Origin of the sequence: Diaphorobacter sp. HDW4A (assembly GCF_011305995.1) — a bacterium.
Lineage (GTDB): Bacteria > Pseudomonadota > Gammaproteobacteria > Burkholderiales > Burkholderiaceae_C > Diaphorobacter_A.
In genome coordinates this window covers 62,488-77,295 of sequence record NZ_CP049910.1, presented here as the reverse complement: position 1 = coordinate 77,295, position 14,808 = coordinate 62,488, and the positions used below count along the sequence as shown (strand labels likewise).

The following is a 14,808-nucleotide window of genomic DNA, read 5'->3' as shown; positions in this document are numbered from 1 at the left end:
TTCAATCCGCGCCCCAATGGCGCGCTGACCATGCAAGCATCGACTCTCCGCCCCGCCGCCGCTGCGCGCGCGCTTCTCTCCGTGGCCGCTCTCGCAGCCCTTGCCACCACTGCCCATGCGGCCGAACCGCTCAAGGTCGGCTTCATGTACATTGGCCCGGCCAGCGGTGCGGGCTGGTCGTATGCGCATGAACTCGCGCGCCAGGAAGTGCAGAAGAAGTTCGGCGACAAGATCCAGACCATCTTCGTCGAGAACGTGTCCGAGAACGATGCGGAGCGCGTCACCCGCGACCTCGCCGGTCAGGGTGCCAAGCTGATCTTCGGCGGCGCGTTCGGATTCATGAATGGCATGGTCAAGGTGGCGGACGACTTCCCGAAAGTGGCCTTCGAGCACGCCACCGGCTACAAGACCGCGCCCAACCTCGGCATCTACGACATCCGCACCTATGAAGGCGCCTGCCTGAACGGCGCCATCGCGGGCAAGATGACCAAAACCAATGTGCTGGGCGTGGTCGCACCGGTGCCGATTCCCGAGATCATCCGCAACATCAACGCCTTCACGCTGTGCGCGCAGGCGGTGAACCCCAAGATCAGCACGCGCCTCGTGTGGGTCAATACCTTCTACGATCCCCCCAAGGAAGTGGAAGCCGCGAAGACGCTGCTCGCGCAAGGCGCGGACGTGCTGATGCAGAACACCGATTCGCCCGCCCCGCTGCAAACCGCCAAGGCCGCAGGTGCCTTGGGCTTTGGCTGGGACACCGATATGACCCAATGGGGTGGTGATGCGCAGCTCGCGGCGGCGCGCCTGGACTGGAGCGTCTACTACAGCAAGATCATCTCCGACGTGCTGTCCAACCAGTGGAAGCCAGGCAACGTGTGGATCGGCATGAAGGACGGCGCGATCCACTACGACAAGTTCAGCCCCAAGCTGCCCGCCGATGTGCGCAAGCTGGTCGATCAGCGCGCCAAGGACATCACCTCCGGCAAGAAGCCCGTGTTCTTTGGCCCACTCAAGGACCAAAGCGGCAAGGTGCGCGTGGCCGCAGGCGCAGAGATGCCCGATGCCGACAAGCTGCAGATGAACTGGTTGGTGCAGGGCGTCACCGGATCGCTGCCCAAGTGATGTACCACGTCGCAACCCCGGATAGCGTGCGCGAGATCGTTGCAGCCGTGCGCCTGCTGGTAACGGACTTCGACGACCGAGCTACGTTCCCCGTGGTCGGTCAGGGCGGACGCACATTCGCATTCTTTCCGACCGCCATCACCGACAACATTCCGCCGCTCTCGCCCGAGCTGACAGATGCAGTCTGCCTGCTCGCGCGCCTGCATATCGACCCCGCCGCTCAGCCGACACTCGGCGTAGGCGAGGAGGACCGCGGCGCGATGATCATCGCCGACATCCTGCGTCAGTACCGCCTGCCGCGCACGCTAGCGCGCTGGACGCCGAGCGGCGGCCCCGGTGAAATCATCGTGCCGCTGACCAATGAATATCTGGCCGAGGGCAGCACCCACATCTATCTGAATGGCGTGCGTCACGGCGACCGCGTGCTGCTGGTGGACGATCTCATCAGCACCGGCGGCACCATGCTTGCGCTGGTTCACGCGATTCGCGAAGCCGGTGCAGATGTGGTGGACGTGTTCACCATCGGCGAGAAAACCGAGAACGGCGGACGCGCCGCAATTGCCGCTGCGTGCGGCGTGCAGGTCAAGACGTTGCTTGCATCGGACATGCGCGAGCAGGCTGGCGAGCTGCGCTCACGGGTGCTGCACGTCAACCTCGGACGCATCGCCCCCGACGTGCTGACCGAGGTTGCCGCGCACTTTATGCCGGGCTTCTGCCGCGCCGGATCGGGTGATCCGACCTGCGCATCCCTCCATGACGACTCTCCCACGAGTACACCCGCAAGCCTCACCTGACATGTTTCCCACCACCCTTGCGCACTACGACGCGCGCTGGCACAAAGCGGGCGAATTCGCCCCCGTCCGCGCTCCCTACACCACGCACTACCCCGTCGAGTTGCTCGACGGCAGCACGCTCGAGCTGCCGCTGCGCGCCCTGCCCAGCGGCGGCGGCGCCATCGCACTGCTGATGTCGAACCAGACGCCGTTCGAAGTCGAGGACGCGCTCGCGCCGCTGATCGCCCAAGTCGCCAGCACCTTCTCGCCCGACTGCGTGGCCGCAGTTCCCACCATGGGCCTCGACTACGCGCGCCTCACTGCGCGCAAGCTCGGTCTCCCACACTACGTCGCCATGGGTCTGTCGCGCAAGTTCTGGTATGACGAGGCGCTGAGCGAGCGCATGAACTCGTCGACCAGCCCCGATCAATACAAGAAGCTTTACCTGGACCCCGCCCTGCTCAAGCGTCTCGAAGGCACGCGCGTGGTGCTGGTCGACGATGTGATCAACACCGGCACCAGCGCGGTGGCGGCAATCCGCCTGCTCGAGCGCGCGGGTGCCGAGGTGGTCGGCCTCGCGGTTGCGCTGACCGAGGGCTATGCATGGCGCGATGCACTTGCCGAACTCGGGCCGTACTGGCCGCACAAGGTGCGTGCGGCGGGACACATTCCGGTGTTCACTCGCGCGGACGGAGGCTGGGAGCCGATGCCCGGCTCCATATAGGCCTGCAGCTGAGTCTCAGTTTTCAAACGCCTTGCGGATTGCTTCGCGGTCCGCTCTGCCGCCCTGCAGCATCAACGTAAGCAGGATCTTGGACTTCTGTGCGCTCAGGTCACCCGACATCACCGCACCCGCATCGAAGGTGGTCTTGCCGCCGCCGTCAAAACCGTAGAGCGGATAGGTGCGGCCATTCGGTACGCGGCTCGCAACGACGACAGGCACACCCTTCGAGAGCGCATATTTCACCGCCTCGAACATCGACACGTTCATGTTCCCCATGCCCACGGCCTGCACCACGATGCCCCGCGTTCCGTTGTCCACCGCATAGCGGATGAAGCTGCCGTCTGCGCCCGCATACATCGGGAAGATATGCACCACCGGAAAACTCTCGGTCGTGAGTGCAATGTGCATGCGGCGCAGCGGCGCGCGCGAGAAGACCACCTTGTCGTCCCAGACCTCGCCGAGCCAGCCGTAGTTGCCGCCCTGAAAAGTTTCGACCGCAGCGGTGTGCATCTTGGTCACACTGCGCGCTGCGTTGATCTCGTTGTTCATCGCCACCATCACGCCCTTGTCGCGCGCCTCGGGCGTGACGGCGATTCGGATGGCGTTGAGCAGATTGCGCGGGCCGTCAAAATCCGGCGACGAGGCATTGCGCTGCGCGCCGATCAGCACCACGGGCTTGGACGACTTGACGGTGAGGTCAAGCCAGTAGGCGGTTTCCTCCATCGTGTCTGTGCCCTGGGCCACCACCACGCCCGCGACCTCGGGGCGCGCCAGTGTCTGCTCAACGAGCTTGGTCAGCCGTGCCCACCAGTCGTTGGTGATGTAGTTGGCGCTCATCTTCGAGAAGTTGTTGACCTCGATGCGCGCATACTTGGACGCATCGGGCACGCTCTGCATCAGATCGTCGCCCGAGATCGCGGGCACCACGCCCTTGGTCACCGGATCGATCTTCATCGCAATCGTGCCCCCAGTAGCGATGAAGACCACGACCGGCTTTTCCTTGCTGTCCTGCATCTGTGCTTGGGCCTGAACATCGGGCATCACCGCCATCGCGCAGCTCGCCACCAGCCCCAGCCCCGCACGCGTCAGCCATCGCTGCATGAGTGTTGTCATCGCTCTTGTCTCCGTCAGTTGATATTGGTTTTGCCATTGCAGTATGCGGACTCCGTTAGCCCATGGCAATCACTACGGCTGACGAGTGACATCGCGCCGACAACGCAGAAGGCCCGGTTCGGGCGTGAACCGGTGCCTTCGAACAACGTTGATAAATTGAGTCCTGCTTGCAACTTTCACGCGAACGGATCGCTGATGGAGCCCACGGTGGTCGTGTTGTTGTCACCCTCGCTGTCATCCGTCACCTGACAAGAGATGGTCTTGCCGTCCATCGTCATAGCGCCCATCTTCGCGCTATGCCCACTCGCACAGCTGATGAAGCCAGCGACACACCATCGCCGAACGGCGTTGCCCGTTCAATTTCTAAAATACGTTGCATACCCCTCACCTTCATGCTGTGTGAAACCAGCCCCTCCATGAGAAAGGAGACCGCATACCCGGTGTTGGACGCCTCAGAAAATGGCTCCCAAACCAATACACACAAACACAATCAATCCGTTTTTTGCGATTTAACATTGGTTTACGGATTCATGCCAATGGGTTCAGGGTTGGCGTCCACGAACTCAATCAACGCGGACCTGGACTGCTTCAATACACTCGCAATGGCACGCCACAGCTTGATTTCGCGCTCATCAAATTTATTGATCGGTTTGACCTGAAGCCATCCGAAGTACTGCTTTCGTGCTATCAAATTGGGGGGGATTTTTTGTACCAGAGAAGCAAAACCCATAGAGACAAGCCATACGCTTCATGGACAGCAACGCAGCCATTTGAGATCATTGACGTAAATGAATGTTTCAAAACTTTGGTTGAGGGCGTTTCTGCATGGACCGAGCGCAATGGTATGCGTCGATTCGAAGGCTGCAGCGATTTCCTGACTGATGCAATGGGGTCCAGAGCAGCATCGTGTCCAATCCGCATTCCTATTCGCCCGCTGCGCCGGCCGCCCAGGCCACTGGTGCAACGTCGCTGTGGATGAGTCTGATCTACCGCCCCGCCATCAATGCTGCGTTGCTTGGCAGTGCCGTGTTTGCGCTGTGCCTGTTTGGCATTTTTTCGCGCACGGGCGGTGACCTGGCCTCCTATTGGCCCGCCAACGCTTTCTTGCTGGGCATCCTCATCCGGTATCCGCACTTCTCACACCGCTGGGCATGGATAGCAGCAGCGGCTGGCTACTTTCTGGCAGATGCGATCACTGGCTCTTCGCTCAGCAAGAATGTGCTGCTGAATCTGGCCAACCTGTCCGGTGTGGCCGTCGGCTACTGGATTTTCCACAGAGCAGAACGCTCGATGAACCGGCTGCAGACCACTTCGTCGGTGCTCTACATGCTGATGGCCATCGTGGGCGCAAGCGCCATGTCCGGCCTGCTGGGCGCAGTGGCGATGATCCATCTGTTCAACGATACCGTGCTCAAGGGCTTCGCGATTTGGTTCGCCACCGAGCTGGTGAACTACATCGGCTTTCTCCCGCTGCTGCTGTCGATTCCCTCGCGCAAGCAGTTCCCGTCACAACCCTTGCGCTGGCTGGCCCGACAAATCACCATCGAGAAGGTCTCGCCCGCCATCGCGCTGGTGCTGTCCGCCGTGTTCGGTCACATGGTGGGCGGCCCCGGCGCCGTGGCGTTCACCATTCCGGCGTTGATGTGGTGTGCGGTCAGCTACAGCCTTTTCACCACCGCATTCATCACCTTCTGGGTGAGCGCTTGGTCGCTGATCAGCATTATCGTGAACACGCTGACCGACTCGCATGGTGTGCTCAACCGCGATCTGGTGATGTCGGTGCGCATGGGCCTGTCGCTCGTGATGCTCACGCCCATCATGATCGGCAGCGTGATGGTGGCCAACCGTGCGCTCGTCAATCGGCTCAAGGTGCTTGCGGATCACGACGAACTCACCAACCTGCCCAACCGCCGCGCGTTTCTTGAAGCCTCGACGAGCGCCCTGCAGCGACTCAAGGAGCGCTTGGAGTCGTGCTCGGTGCTGATGATCGACATCGACCACTTCAAGTCGGTGAACGACCGCTTCGGCCATGCCGCAGGGGACGATGTGCTGCGCCGTCTGGGGCAGCTGTTTGGTGAATGTCTACGCCGTCAGGACATCGTCGGACGCCTTGGCGGCGAGGAGTTTGCCGTGTTCATGCCGCGCGCCTCGGCAGCCGATGCGCTGCAGGTGGCCGAGAGCATCCGCATCAGCCTCGAAGTCACACCTATCACAGTGCCCGGACAATCGCAACCGCTGCTTTGCACAGTGAGCATCGGCCTCGCATCGGATCGTCTATCGACCGTGACTTTGGACACTATGCTGGTGCGCGCGGACCAGTGCCTCTATAAAGCCAAGCAACAGGGGCGCAACCGGGTCATCCAGGTTTCGATTTCTGACTGAGGAGGCGGGGCGCTGAGCCCCAAAGCAGAACGGGCCGACACAATCAAGCGCCGGCCCGTGCTTCCTCCCCACCATTCAATCGAACTTGTGTTTTCTATTCGATGTTCGGCCCGTCCCTCAGGACCATGTTCCGTGGCCACGTCCACACGCCACTTTGTCATCTGATTCGGCAGCTGTTTTCCGCTTGCCTCGTCCACCCACACACGCTTCTTCCACGTCGAGCGATCAGCTCGCCCACCCCAGCAGTGCTTTGAATGACGTTTCTTGCAATGTCTACATTGCATTTCGAGTACATACAGAATGAAACGCCAATACCATGTACGAATTACACAAGGAATTTGATAGTTTGTCTGTCCCCTAAATAGGTGAATTTGAGGCGAAATGTATTGAAGGCGCTACATAAAAATGCAGTTTTAGATTAGCAAAAACCCTTAACCACCTTTTCTCAAGTCGAATTCGTGTTTGTTACATCTTCATCGTGACACGTCCGTCAGAAAACGAGGGGCCTCAAGCACACTGCACGCCTGTAATCGCCCGTTCAAGTCTGCTCAGCGCAGGTGTCCCGTCATCAGGAACAGGGGATATGCACGGCCATTGCGTTGCTGGACTTCTGCGATGGGCTGGAATTTGATATCGACCAACCCCACCTCAGCGGCCAAGGCCCGCAGCGCCTCGGGGTCGAACCCATGGTGCTGCACGCCCTTCTCGGCATTCTCCTCGGGCGTGCCATGGAACGTGCCGTCTTCCGCAAATAGATCCACCAGCGCAATGCGGCCGCCGGGTTGCAGCAGGTCGGCAAGGGCACGGAAGGTCTCCGCAGTATCGGGAATGTGGTGCAGCACCATGCAACTGACAATCGCGCTGTATTGCCCCAAATGCTCCTTGGAATACTGCGCGACGTTGCCCAACACGGTGCGGATGTTGGCATGGCCCTTGGCATCGAGAACCGCGAGCATCGGCTCCGACATGTCGATCGCTGTGACCTGTGTCACCTTAGACGCAATAGCCGTTGCCAGCAGCCCGGTTCCCGCGCCCAAATCGAGCACGCGATCGTCGATACCAAAAGCCACCTCGGCCATCAGCCTGGACGGAACGACCATCAGTTGCTGACTGGTTGGCCGCTGGTCCCAATCGGCGGCGGCTTGGTCAAAGTGGGAACTTTGCGATTTGGATGCGGCGGTTGTGCTCATAGTGACGACCATTATGCAAAAGTGCTCGCCATCCAACGCGAGGCAGCGCGGTCAGCGTCGACCGATCGCGCTGCAGGCTCACACTCAGATCGTCTTGCGACGACGTACCAATGTGCCGACACCAGCCACCATGGCCGACAGAAGCACCAGGGCCCATTGACCGAGCGTGGGCACGGGTGCCACATCCCCTGTCACCGATGGAGGCGCAGCGACAATCAACTCCGCCGAGCCTGATGACGTATCCACGGGCGTGTCGACCACGTTCGGAGCCGAGGCGGTCGCAGTGTTGATCACCTTGCCAGCCTTCACGTCGGCAGCCGTGATGGTGTAGGTTGCGATGGCGGTGGCCGACTCCCCAATTGCGAGAACGCCCGGCTTGGCCGAGTTTGGCCAGGTGACGCTCAGCGCGGACAGGCCCGTCATCGGATCCTTGATGGTCACGCCGCTCAGGTTCACGTTGCCCGCGTTGCTCACCTTGATCTGGTAGCTGATCATGTCACCGGCATCGCCGGAAATCTTGGAGCTGTTGGTATCGGCCGCGCTGGCGGTCTTGACAAGGGCCAGCTTGGGACTTGTGGTCTGCACCGTGGTCTCGCTTGATGCGTTGACCGAAGGCACTGTCACTCCCGCTACTTTGTCCGCTGCGGCCGTGGCTGTGTTGACCACCCGTCCAGCACCCGCATCTGCCGCCGTGACGGTGTAGCTGCCCTTGAGCGTAGTGCTCTGCCCAACAGCCAGCGTGCCGGCATTGGCCTCATCCGGCCACGTCGTCGTCACTCCGGTCAGGCCAGGCAGCGGATCGGTGACGGTCACGCCTGTCAGTTTGGAATCACCGGTGTTGGTGACCGTGACCACGTAACTGATCACGTCGCCTGCATCGCCCTTGAGGCCCGAGTTGTTGGTGTCCGTCACACTCGACTGTTTGGTGATGCCAAGCGCCGGACTCGGCGCCTTGGTGGGCGTGGATGTCTCGTTGGATGTCGCCGCCGGGTTCACGCCCGAAATCGGGTTCGAGGCCACCGTAGCGCTATTGTTCACCTTGCCTGCAGCGACATCGGCAGCCGTCACCATGTACGTGGCCGTTGCCATGGCGGACTGCCCCACCGTCAGCGTGCCGGGCTTGGTCACATCCGGCCAGTGGATAACCACGCCCGAGAGCCCCGGCAACGGATCAGCCAGCGTTACCCCGAACAGCGGCGTGTCGCCCGTGTTGTTGACCACAAAGCTGTAAGCGATGAGGTCACCCGCATCGCCGGACATGCCAGTGCCGTTGGCGTCTGACAGCGTCGCGCTCTTGGTGATGCTGAGCGCCGGATGTGCGGCATGCGTCGGCGTCGTGGTTGATCCGGTGTTCGATGTGACGGCCGTCCGGGAGTTGACGGTGGAGCCGCTGGCGGTAGCGACATTCGTCAGCGAACCTTCATCCGCGTCGGCCTTGGTGAGCGTGTAGACCGCCGTGGCCTTGGCGGTCTGGCCGGGCAACAGCACTCCGGGATGCTTGGCATCCGGCCACTCGTAGTTGGCTGCCGGCAGCGTGCCAAGAAGCGGATCGTTGACCGCCACGTTGGTGACCGTCGCACGGCCAGTATTGGTGATCATGAAGCCGTACAACACCGTATCGCCAGCATCCCCCACGATGGTGGAGGCATTCGCGTCATACGGTGACCCTGCCGCCTTGGTGAACTGCAGCCCCGCGATCGTGTTGGTGAAAGTGCAGATCGACGGACCGGGGTTACCGGTGGTAGTGAACACCCCTCCCGTGACGATGCCCGCAGCATTGGTGCAGGAGATTGCGGTGTCATAGAACGCTGGTGTACCTCCCGCCGTGGGGCCGGTCATCGCTTCTGCCAAATTGAAGGTATGCGCACCCGCCGCGATCGTGAATTGCGCAACGTGCTGTTCCTCGCCCGCCGCATCGTTGGCCACAGTCGTCGCGCGTGTAGCGAATTGCAATGGTGTTGCGTTTGCCGAATCCACGATGGTGATGTTGGCCGCATCATCGACTTGCGCACCTTGCCACTGCTTTTTCACGATGAGCGAAGGCAGGGCCGTATTCACCAGCGTGCAGGTTGACTCGGTGGGCGGTGCGGTGGGGTCGGTATCGATGATGAAGCCAGTCTGTGCATCGCCACTCACGATGATGCCGGGGTTGGTGCAGCTCAGCGCCTGGCTGTATGTGGTCAGTTGGGAGGCAGGAAAGCTTTCCTTGATCAGCAGCTTGTCACCGGCCGGTGCAGTGAATGGTGTGGTGTCCGTCGTGGTGTTGGTTCCGGTCGCATCCGCTGTGGAGGCCAGAGAATCGACCACACTCAGATCCGCTAGATCACCATTGTTCGCACGCTTGACGCTGATGGTCGACGCATCGCCGACGATGCCCGTGCTCCATTGCTTGACCACGGTGATCTGGGTGGAGGGACAGGTGAAGTCTGCGAAGCTCAGTTGCGCATTGTCGAAGTTGGTGAAATCCGAAACCGTGGCGCGGTAGGTGATCTTGTGACCTGGCACCACCTGCAGAGTGCCCGACACCTTGCGCCAGACCTGATCGTGCGATGGCACGACGACGCCCGCCGCATTCTTGGGATACATGTTGCCGTTGGCGTCATCGGGCGTGTCGATATGGCCCAACACCTTCTGCGTGGTCTCGTCGAAGATCTCGATGGTGCCGGAGCCCCAGCGGTTGTCGCGAATCGAGAAGTCCCCCGAGAAACTGATACTGCGTGGAGTAGCATCCTTGGAGCCGCAACTTGGAACATTGAACCTCTGCGAGATCGTGTTGTCGCCATTCTGGATATCGAGATAGTGCCGAAGCGTGCCAACCGTCTGGCTTTCGGCGTCCAATGTCGGGCCACCCATACCGTACATGCAGGTCTGGTCGCCATCGACCTTCACCACATTGGTGGGGGCGCCGTCGCCAACCACCCAGGGCTCGACGCCCCATCCCAAATTGTTGCCGCAGCTTGCGGGCGGATTGTTTTCAAAGCCGCCGTTGACGATCAGGTTCGTGCCTGCTGCGTGCGTCGTACTTGCGCCGAACAGCAGCAAGACTGCCAGATGAACCGGTTTGACGGACAGTTCCCACCCTCTGTGTTTTGTATTCATGATGCTTCATGGTTGATTTCACGGAATACGTCTGATGCGTATGACTTGTCGATCGCCCAACGGCATGCGCCGCCAGCTCCTGCAATCGCTCATGAATCGTATGAATATCAAAAGGAGTGAATACCAACATTTATCAACATTCGCGAGCGAATTTGACGCTTGTTGACTTGCTATGCAACGGCCCGTCTGGTCTTTGAAAATTCTGAATCCAAGTGTTCAGAAAAATGGGGACCCTGACTCGTCAAGGCCGCGCTTGGCAGCACATTCAGATACGCCGCCCACGAATCGCACGGGTACGGCTCATACGCGGGGCAAGCGTGCGAGATCGGCCCTGAAGTACTTACGCTGTGCCACCTCAAGTGAAGTCAGCTGCGCCTCGAGATGACGCCTTAGTTCGACGGCTGCATCCCATCTGCCTTGCAGCACGAGCTGCCAAAGGTGTTCCAGCATGGCAGCACAGCGTTGAACGGGAGATATCGTTTGGCCATCCACGTCCTCGCTCACGGCATCCAGCATGCGCGCAGTGAGCGTGATCCAGTCGGGCAAGGACGAAGGAAGCAGCAGTTCACACAAAGAGCGCAATTCGCGCTGCGCAGGGTCACTGGCGTCGCCATTGCTTTGCGCGAGATCGGCGCGCAAACCCTTCAGCGACCAGACCCCTGCAGTCCAATCGGCCAGCGTTGCTTCATCAATCTGGGAGCAAGCATCCGCGTCGTCCGGACTCACCGCCGCACCGCGCGCAATACGGCAGATGTAAATGATGTTCCAGTAGGAGCCAGAGCCCAGCCCATGCCGCCGCGCAAGCGCCTCGCCGGTCAGAATCCAGCGTACGGCCAAACGCCGCCCCGCCGCAGCGCCAAGCCGCGCCTGCAGCGATGGCGCGAGCAGCCACAGCGAGTAGCCAAGGTTGGATGCCACGGCCTCCATGAGCGTGAGCGAATCAGTCTCCACCGCGCAGACCAGGGCAAGCTGCATGTCACGCAGCACCTGTTGCGCGCTCTGCCCATGCGGCTGCGCCGTGGCACCCAAAAGCAGCGCCCGCCGCGCGAGCGCCCGCAGATTGAAATACTCCGCCGCCAGCCGCGAACTCAGCCGCAGCGGCGCGACCTCGCCCTCGAAGCGATCGCGCATCTGCTCAAGCCGCATCAGCGCCGCCGCGCTGCGATTGTCCTGATGGTCACACCACGCGAGCCCGATCTCGGCTATCGCCTCGAGCACCGGCATGCGCCGCGTGAACTCGTCGTCTGCATCAGATGCCATGGGCGCGCGGCTGCGCTGATGCAGTGACTTGTACAGGGCGCGTGCACGATCACCGTCCCGCGCCAGGCGCGCATAGCGGGCCTGCAGATTCAGCGCCCAGAGCCGCGAGGCGTCACACCCGTCTTCGCCTCCCCGCACCCGAGCAAGTCCGTCCATCACCTCGCGCACGGACAGCCGCCCCTCCTCCGCCGACTGCCTGAGCACAAACACCCGCATCCAGCGATCAAGCCGCGCTTCCAATTCTGCGTCGGCAGTCGCATCGCCCGCCGCTTGAAACGACCCCGCCAATCTCGCAAGCAGTTTCTTCTGCTGCACCAACGTCAACAGCTTCCCATCCACAAAAAACTGTAGACGCGCCGCATCCGCCTTCGTCAACCAGAACGGCCCATGCACCCGCCCGCGCACCGACAGCGTGAAGACATCCGCCGCCGGATTGCCACCCCAGCCCACCGCCATGCCTGCTCGTGCAAACAGCGCAAAGGCCCGGCTCAGCGCCATCGGAAACGCATGGCCCGCCTGCCCCAAGAAATGCAACCGGTAGACCGGCACACAGGGCTCGCCAGAACGACGCGCCACAGCCAATGCGAGCAGCAGCAACGCGGCAAAGCGCGACGCACCGGCATCGGCTACGCGCCACGGAGTCTCGAGCGAGATCGGGATGCTGTGGTTCTTGGTCGTCATGAGCACGCGTTACGAATGTTATGAGTAGCTATTTTACGAAAACGCAATCCACGGGCATTCTTGCGGCCGTCGACAAAACACCTTCTTTCCCTCCCACACATCGAAAGCCGCACACCATGCACCGTCGTCAATTCCATCTTCGGGCCATCAGCGCCCTGAGCGCCTGCGCAGCCGCAGCCTTGCCGCTGGCCGCCTGCTCCACATCCCAACCGAAATCACCGTCCGGCCCCTATGCCGACATCGAAGCGCAATCGACCGGTCGACTCGGCGTGGCGGTGCTCGACACCGCGAGCGGCCACTGGGACGGTCAGCGTCTGGACGAACGTTTTCCGATGTGCAGCACCTTCAAATGGCTGGCCGCTGCGCATGTGCTGCAGCGCGTGGATCAGGGGCGCGAGCAGCTGGAGCGCCGCATCCGCTTTGGCCGCGATGCGCTGATCGAGTACTCGCCGGTCACCGAATCACAGGCAGGAAAGAACGGCATGACGCTCGCCGAGCTCTGCCACGCCGCCATCACCGTGAGTGACAACACGGCCGCGAACCTGATTCTCGACACACTCGGTGGGCCGCAGGGGCTCACCGCCTTTGCACGCTCGCTGGGCGACGACGTCACACGTCTGGATCGCTGGGAACCCGCATTGAACGAAAGCAAGCCGGGCGATCCGCGCGACACGACATCACCGCGCGCCATGGCCACGCTGCTGCAGCAACTGGTGCTCGGCGATGCGCTGTCATCCGGCAGCCGGGAGCAGCTCACGCGCTGGCTGCAGGCCACCACCACCAATCGCGGCCGTCTCGCGGCCGATCTGCCCACGGGCTGGAAAATCGGCACGAAAACCGGCTCCTCGGGCAATGGCTCGGTCAACGATGTGGGCGTGTTCTGGCCGCCCCACCGCCCGCCCATCATTGCAGCGGTCTACATCACCGCAGGCAAGGGAAGCAGCAAAAGCATCGAGCCCGCGATTGCCACCGTCGCACGCCGCATCACGCGCGGCGCATGAGGGCTTCGCAAAGACCCACAGCGCCTGAAGCTAGCGCGCATTGAGCGAGGGCTGCCGCGCAAGAGCCTCCCCGCCGCGCTGGCTGCGCCCCCCTCTCTCGAAACGCAACGCGTTTCGAGAGAGGGGGAAGGCGCGAAGCGTCTCAGGGGGGGGCTATCCCCAGCAACCCTTCGACGAGTTCGCGCCGCGCGAGCTTGCGGGCGTTGCCGCGCTGCCAGTGGTAAATGTCGTAGCCGTTCGAATAAAGCAGCGCGCCATCGGCCAGCACGTCAAATTGCGCGACGTGGCTGGCGATCTCCTCGGCCGCAGCGTTGCGCCCTGTCTGCGCGATGAGCTTCCATGACGCGGGCACGAGATTGCCCGCGTATTCGGGATCATTGCGTACCTTGGAGAGTTCGATGCGCCGACCATGCAACCACAGTGTGCCGAGATCCTGATCGAGCTCCGGCGTGCGCGGCCCGCCCGCCGAGCGCAGCGGCTCCTTGCCGTAGAGCATCGAGAACACGTTGAGGTAACCGAACACCGCCTTGCCCAGACGCAGCGGCATCAGAAATGCATCCTTGGCCGCGCCGCCCGCCTTTTCGTGCAGCGGCTTGTCGGCCGGTCTGCGGATCGAATAGAGCACGCGGTCTTCGGAGATGCGCGGCGCGACGAAGTCCCAGGCCGCATCGTCGAGCAGGCTGTCCATCTCGCCCGCCTTGTAGTCCACCCAGTGCACGGCCGACTGACCAAGCCCGACGACCGCACCCGAATCCGCGTTGCGTGCGAGCCCCCATGATTGATAAACCACCGTGGCCTCGGCGCCGGGCATGGCGGCAGGCGCGGCGTCGATGCTGTCGCCATGCGTGATCGCGCCCTTCTGCGTACCCTCTTCGTCATAGACTTCGAGGTGCGAGGTGCCATCGCCATGCATGATGGCGAGCACCACATGGCGCGTCTGCGGCAGATAGGCGAGCCCCAGAATCTGCGCCTGCTGCCTGTGGAACAGACGGATTTCGCGCTGTTCGTCGAGGTAATATTTGAACAGACCCACCGTGCGCCCCACGTTCATCACGTAGTAGATGGTGCGCGGCTCGCCCGCCTTGCAGACATGCAGAAAGCGCGCAGGCGCAAGGTTGCCATCGCCGCCACCGCCGCGGCCCCACAGCGCCGGACCGATCAGGCCCTTGCTGTCCTCGCGTTCGGCATATTTCCACGAGGTCGTGCGCTGTCGGTCGGCTTCGCGCTGGAGCATTTCCTTGGCGAAGGGAGAGATGATCTGTGACGACTTGCCGTCGGCCTCGTGCAGCCACAGCTCACCACCGGAAATCACGAGAAATTGCTGGCTCAAAGTCGGCTCCCGGAGTCAGAGAATTGGATTTCTGCATTCAAACCATGGCAAGCGCAGTGATGACTCACCACCGCCGCAATGGCTCGGATATCCCCGATTTATATCCCAAACCGATTTCAGCTACCTGCCAGCG

The 14,808-nt window shown here is 61.9% G+C and carries 10 protein-coding genes; 5 read left to right on the top strand and 5 right to left on the bottom strand.

The window, feature by feature from the left end; genetic code table 11:
* The first annotated feature begins 30 nt into the window (after window positions 1-30).
* The 3 genes from G7047_RS00350 to G7047_RS00340 are packed head-to-tail and all read left to right on the top strand — an operon-like array spanning window position 31 to window position 2,619.
* Complete coding sequence (locus tag G7047_RS00350) at window positions 31-1,122, top strand: BMP family ABC transporter substrate-binding protein (RefSeq protein ID WP_166299649.1); 1,092 nt, start codon at window positions 31-33, stop codon at window positions 1,120-1,122.
* Window positions 1,122-1,916, top strand: coding sequence for a phosphoribosyltransferase family protein (locus tag G7047_RS00345; protein WP_205904693.1), 795 nt, complete (start codon window positions 1,122-1,124; stop codon window positions 1,914-1,916). Before G7047_RS00350 ends, G7047_RS00345 begins: the two co-directional genes overlap by 1 nt.
* A 1-nt stretch (window position 1,917) precedes the next feature.
* Window positions 1,918-2,619 carry a phosphoribosyltransferase gene (locus G7047_RS00340; RefSeq protein WP_166299646.1) on the top strand — a complete coding sequence of 234 codons (702 nt, stop codon included), beginning with the start codon at window positions 1,918-1,920 and terminating at the stop codon, window positions 2,617-2,619.
* 15 nt (window positions 2,620-2,634) lie between these two features.
* Here the strand turns inward: G7047_RS00340 and G7047_RS00335 are convergent, their stop codons facing one another.
* Window positions 2,635-3,669 (bottom strand): asparaginase, encoded by a 1,035-nt coding sequence (locus G7047_RS00335; RefSeq protein WP_166311792.1) that lies wholly within the window; start codon window positions 3,667-3,669, stop codon window positions 2,635-2,637.
* 969 nt (window positions 3,670-4,638) lie between these two features.
* Here G7047_RS00335 and G7047_RS00330 point away from each other — a divergent pair.
* Window positions 4,639-6,114 carry a GGDEF domain-containing protein gene (locus G7047_RS00330; RefSeq protein ID WP_166299644.1) on the top strand — a complete coding sequence of 492 codons (1,476 nt, stop codon included), beginning with the start codon at window positions 4,639-4,641 and terminating at the stop codon, window positions 6,112-6,114.
* Between the two features lie 548 nt (window positions 6,115-6,662).
* Here the strand turns inward: G7047_RS00330 and G7047_RS00325 are convergent.
* The 3 genes from G7047_RS00325 to G7047_RS00310 all read right to left on the bottom strand — a co-directional run bounded on the left by G7047_RS00325 (window position 6,663) and on the right by G7047_RS00310 (window position 12,344).
* Window positions 6,663-7,304: a class I SAM-dependent methyltransferase gene (locus G7047_RS00325; protein ID WP_166299642.1), complete on the bottom strand. Its 642-nt coding sequence runs from the start codon at window positions 7,302-7,304 to the stop codon at window positions 6,663-6,665.
* Between the two features lie 84 nt (window positions 7,305-7,388).
* Window positions 7,389-10,403, bottom strand: coding sequence for an IPTL-CTERM sorting domain-containing protein (locus G7047_RS00315; RefSeq protein WP_166299639.1), 3,015 nt, complete (start codon window positions 10,401-10,403; stop codon window positions 7,389-7,391).
* Between the two features lie 300 nt (window positions 10,404-10,703).
* Window positions 10,704-12,344: a hypothetical protein gene (locus G7047_RS00310; RefSeq protein ID WP_166299636.1), complete on the bottom strand. Its 1,641-nt coding sequence runs from the start codon at window positions 12,342-12,344 to the stop codon at window positions 10,704-10,706.
* A gap of 116 nt (window positions 12,345-12,460) precedes the next feature.
* Here G7047_RS00310 and bla point away from each other — a divergent pair, with 116 nt between their 5' ends.
* Window positions 12,461-13,345 (top strand): class A beta-lactamase, encoded by an 885-nt coding sequence (gene bla, locus G7047_RS00305; protein ID WP_166299633.1) that lies wholly within the window; start codon window positions 12,461-12,463, stop codon window positions 13,343-13,345.
* A gap of 142 nt (window positions 13,346-13,487) precedes the next feature.
* Here bla and G7047_RS00300 read toward each other — a convergent pair whose 3' ends face one another.
* The gene (locus G7047_RS00300; protein WP_166299630.1) at window positions 13,488-14,675 is read right to left on the bottom strand and encodes a hypothetical protein; all 1,188 of its coding nucleotides are present in this window, start codon (window positions 14,673-14,675) and stop codon (window positions 13,488-13,490) included.
* Between the last annotated feature and the right edge of the window lie 133 nt (window positions 14,676-14,808).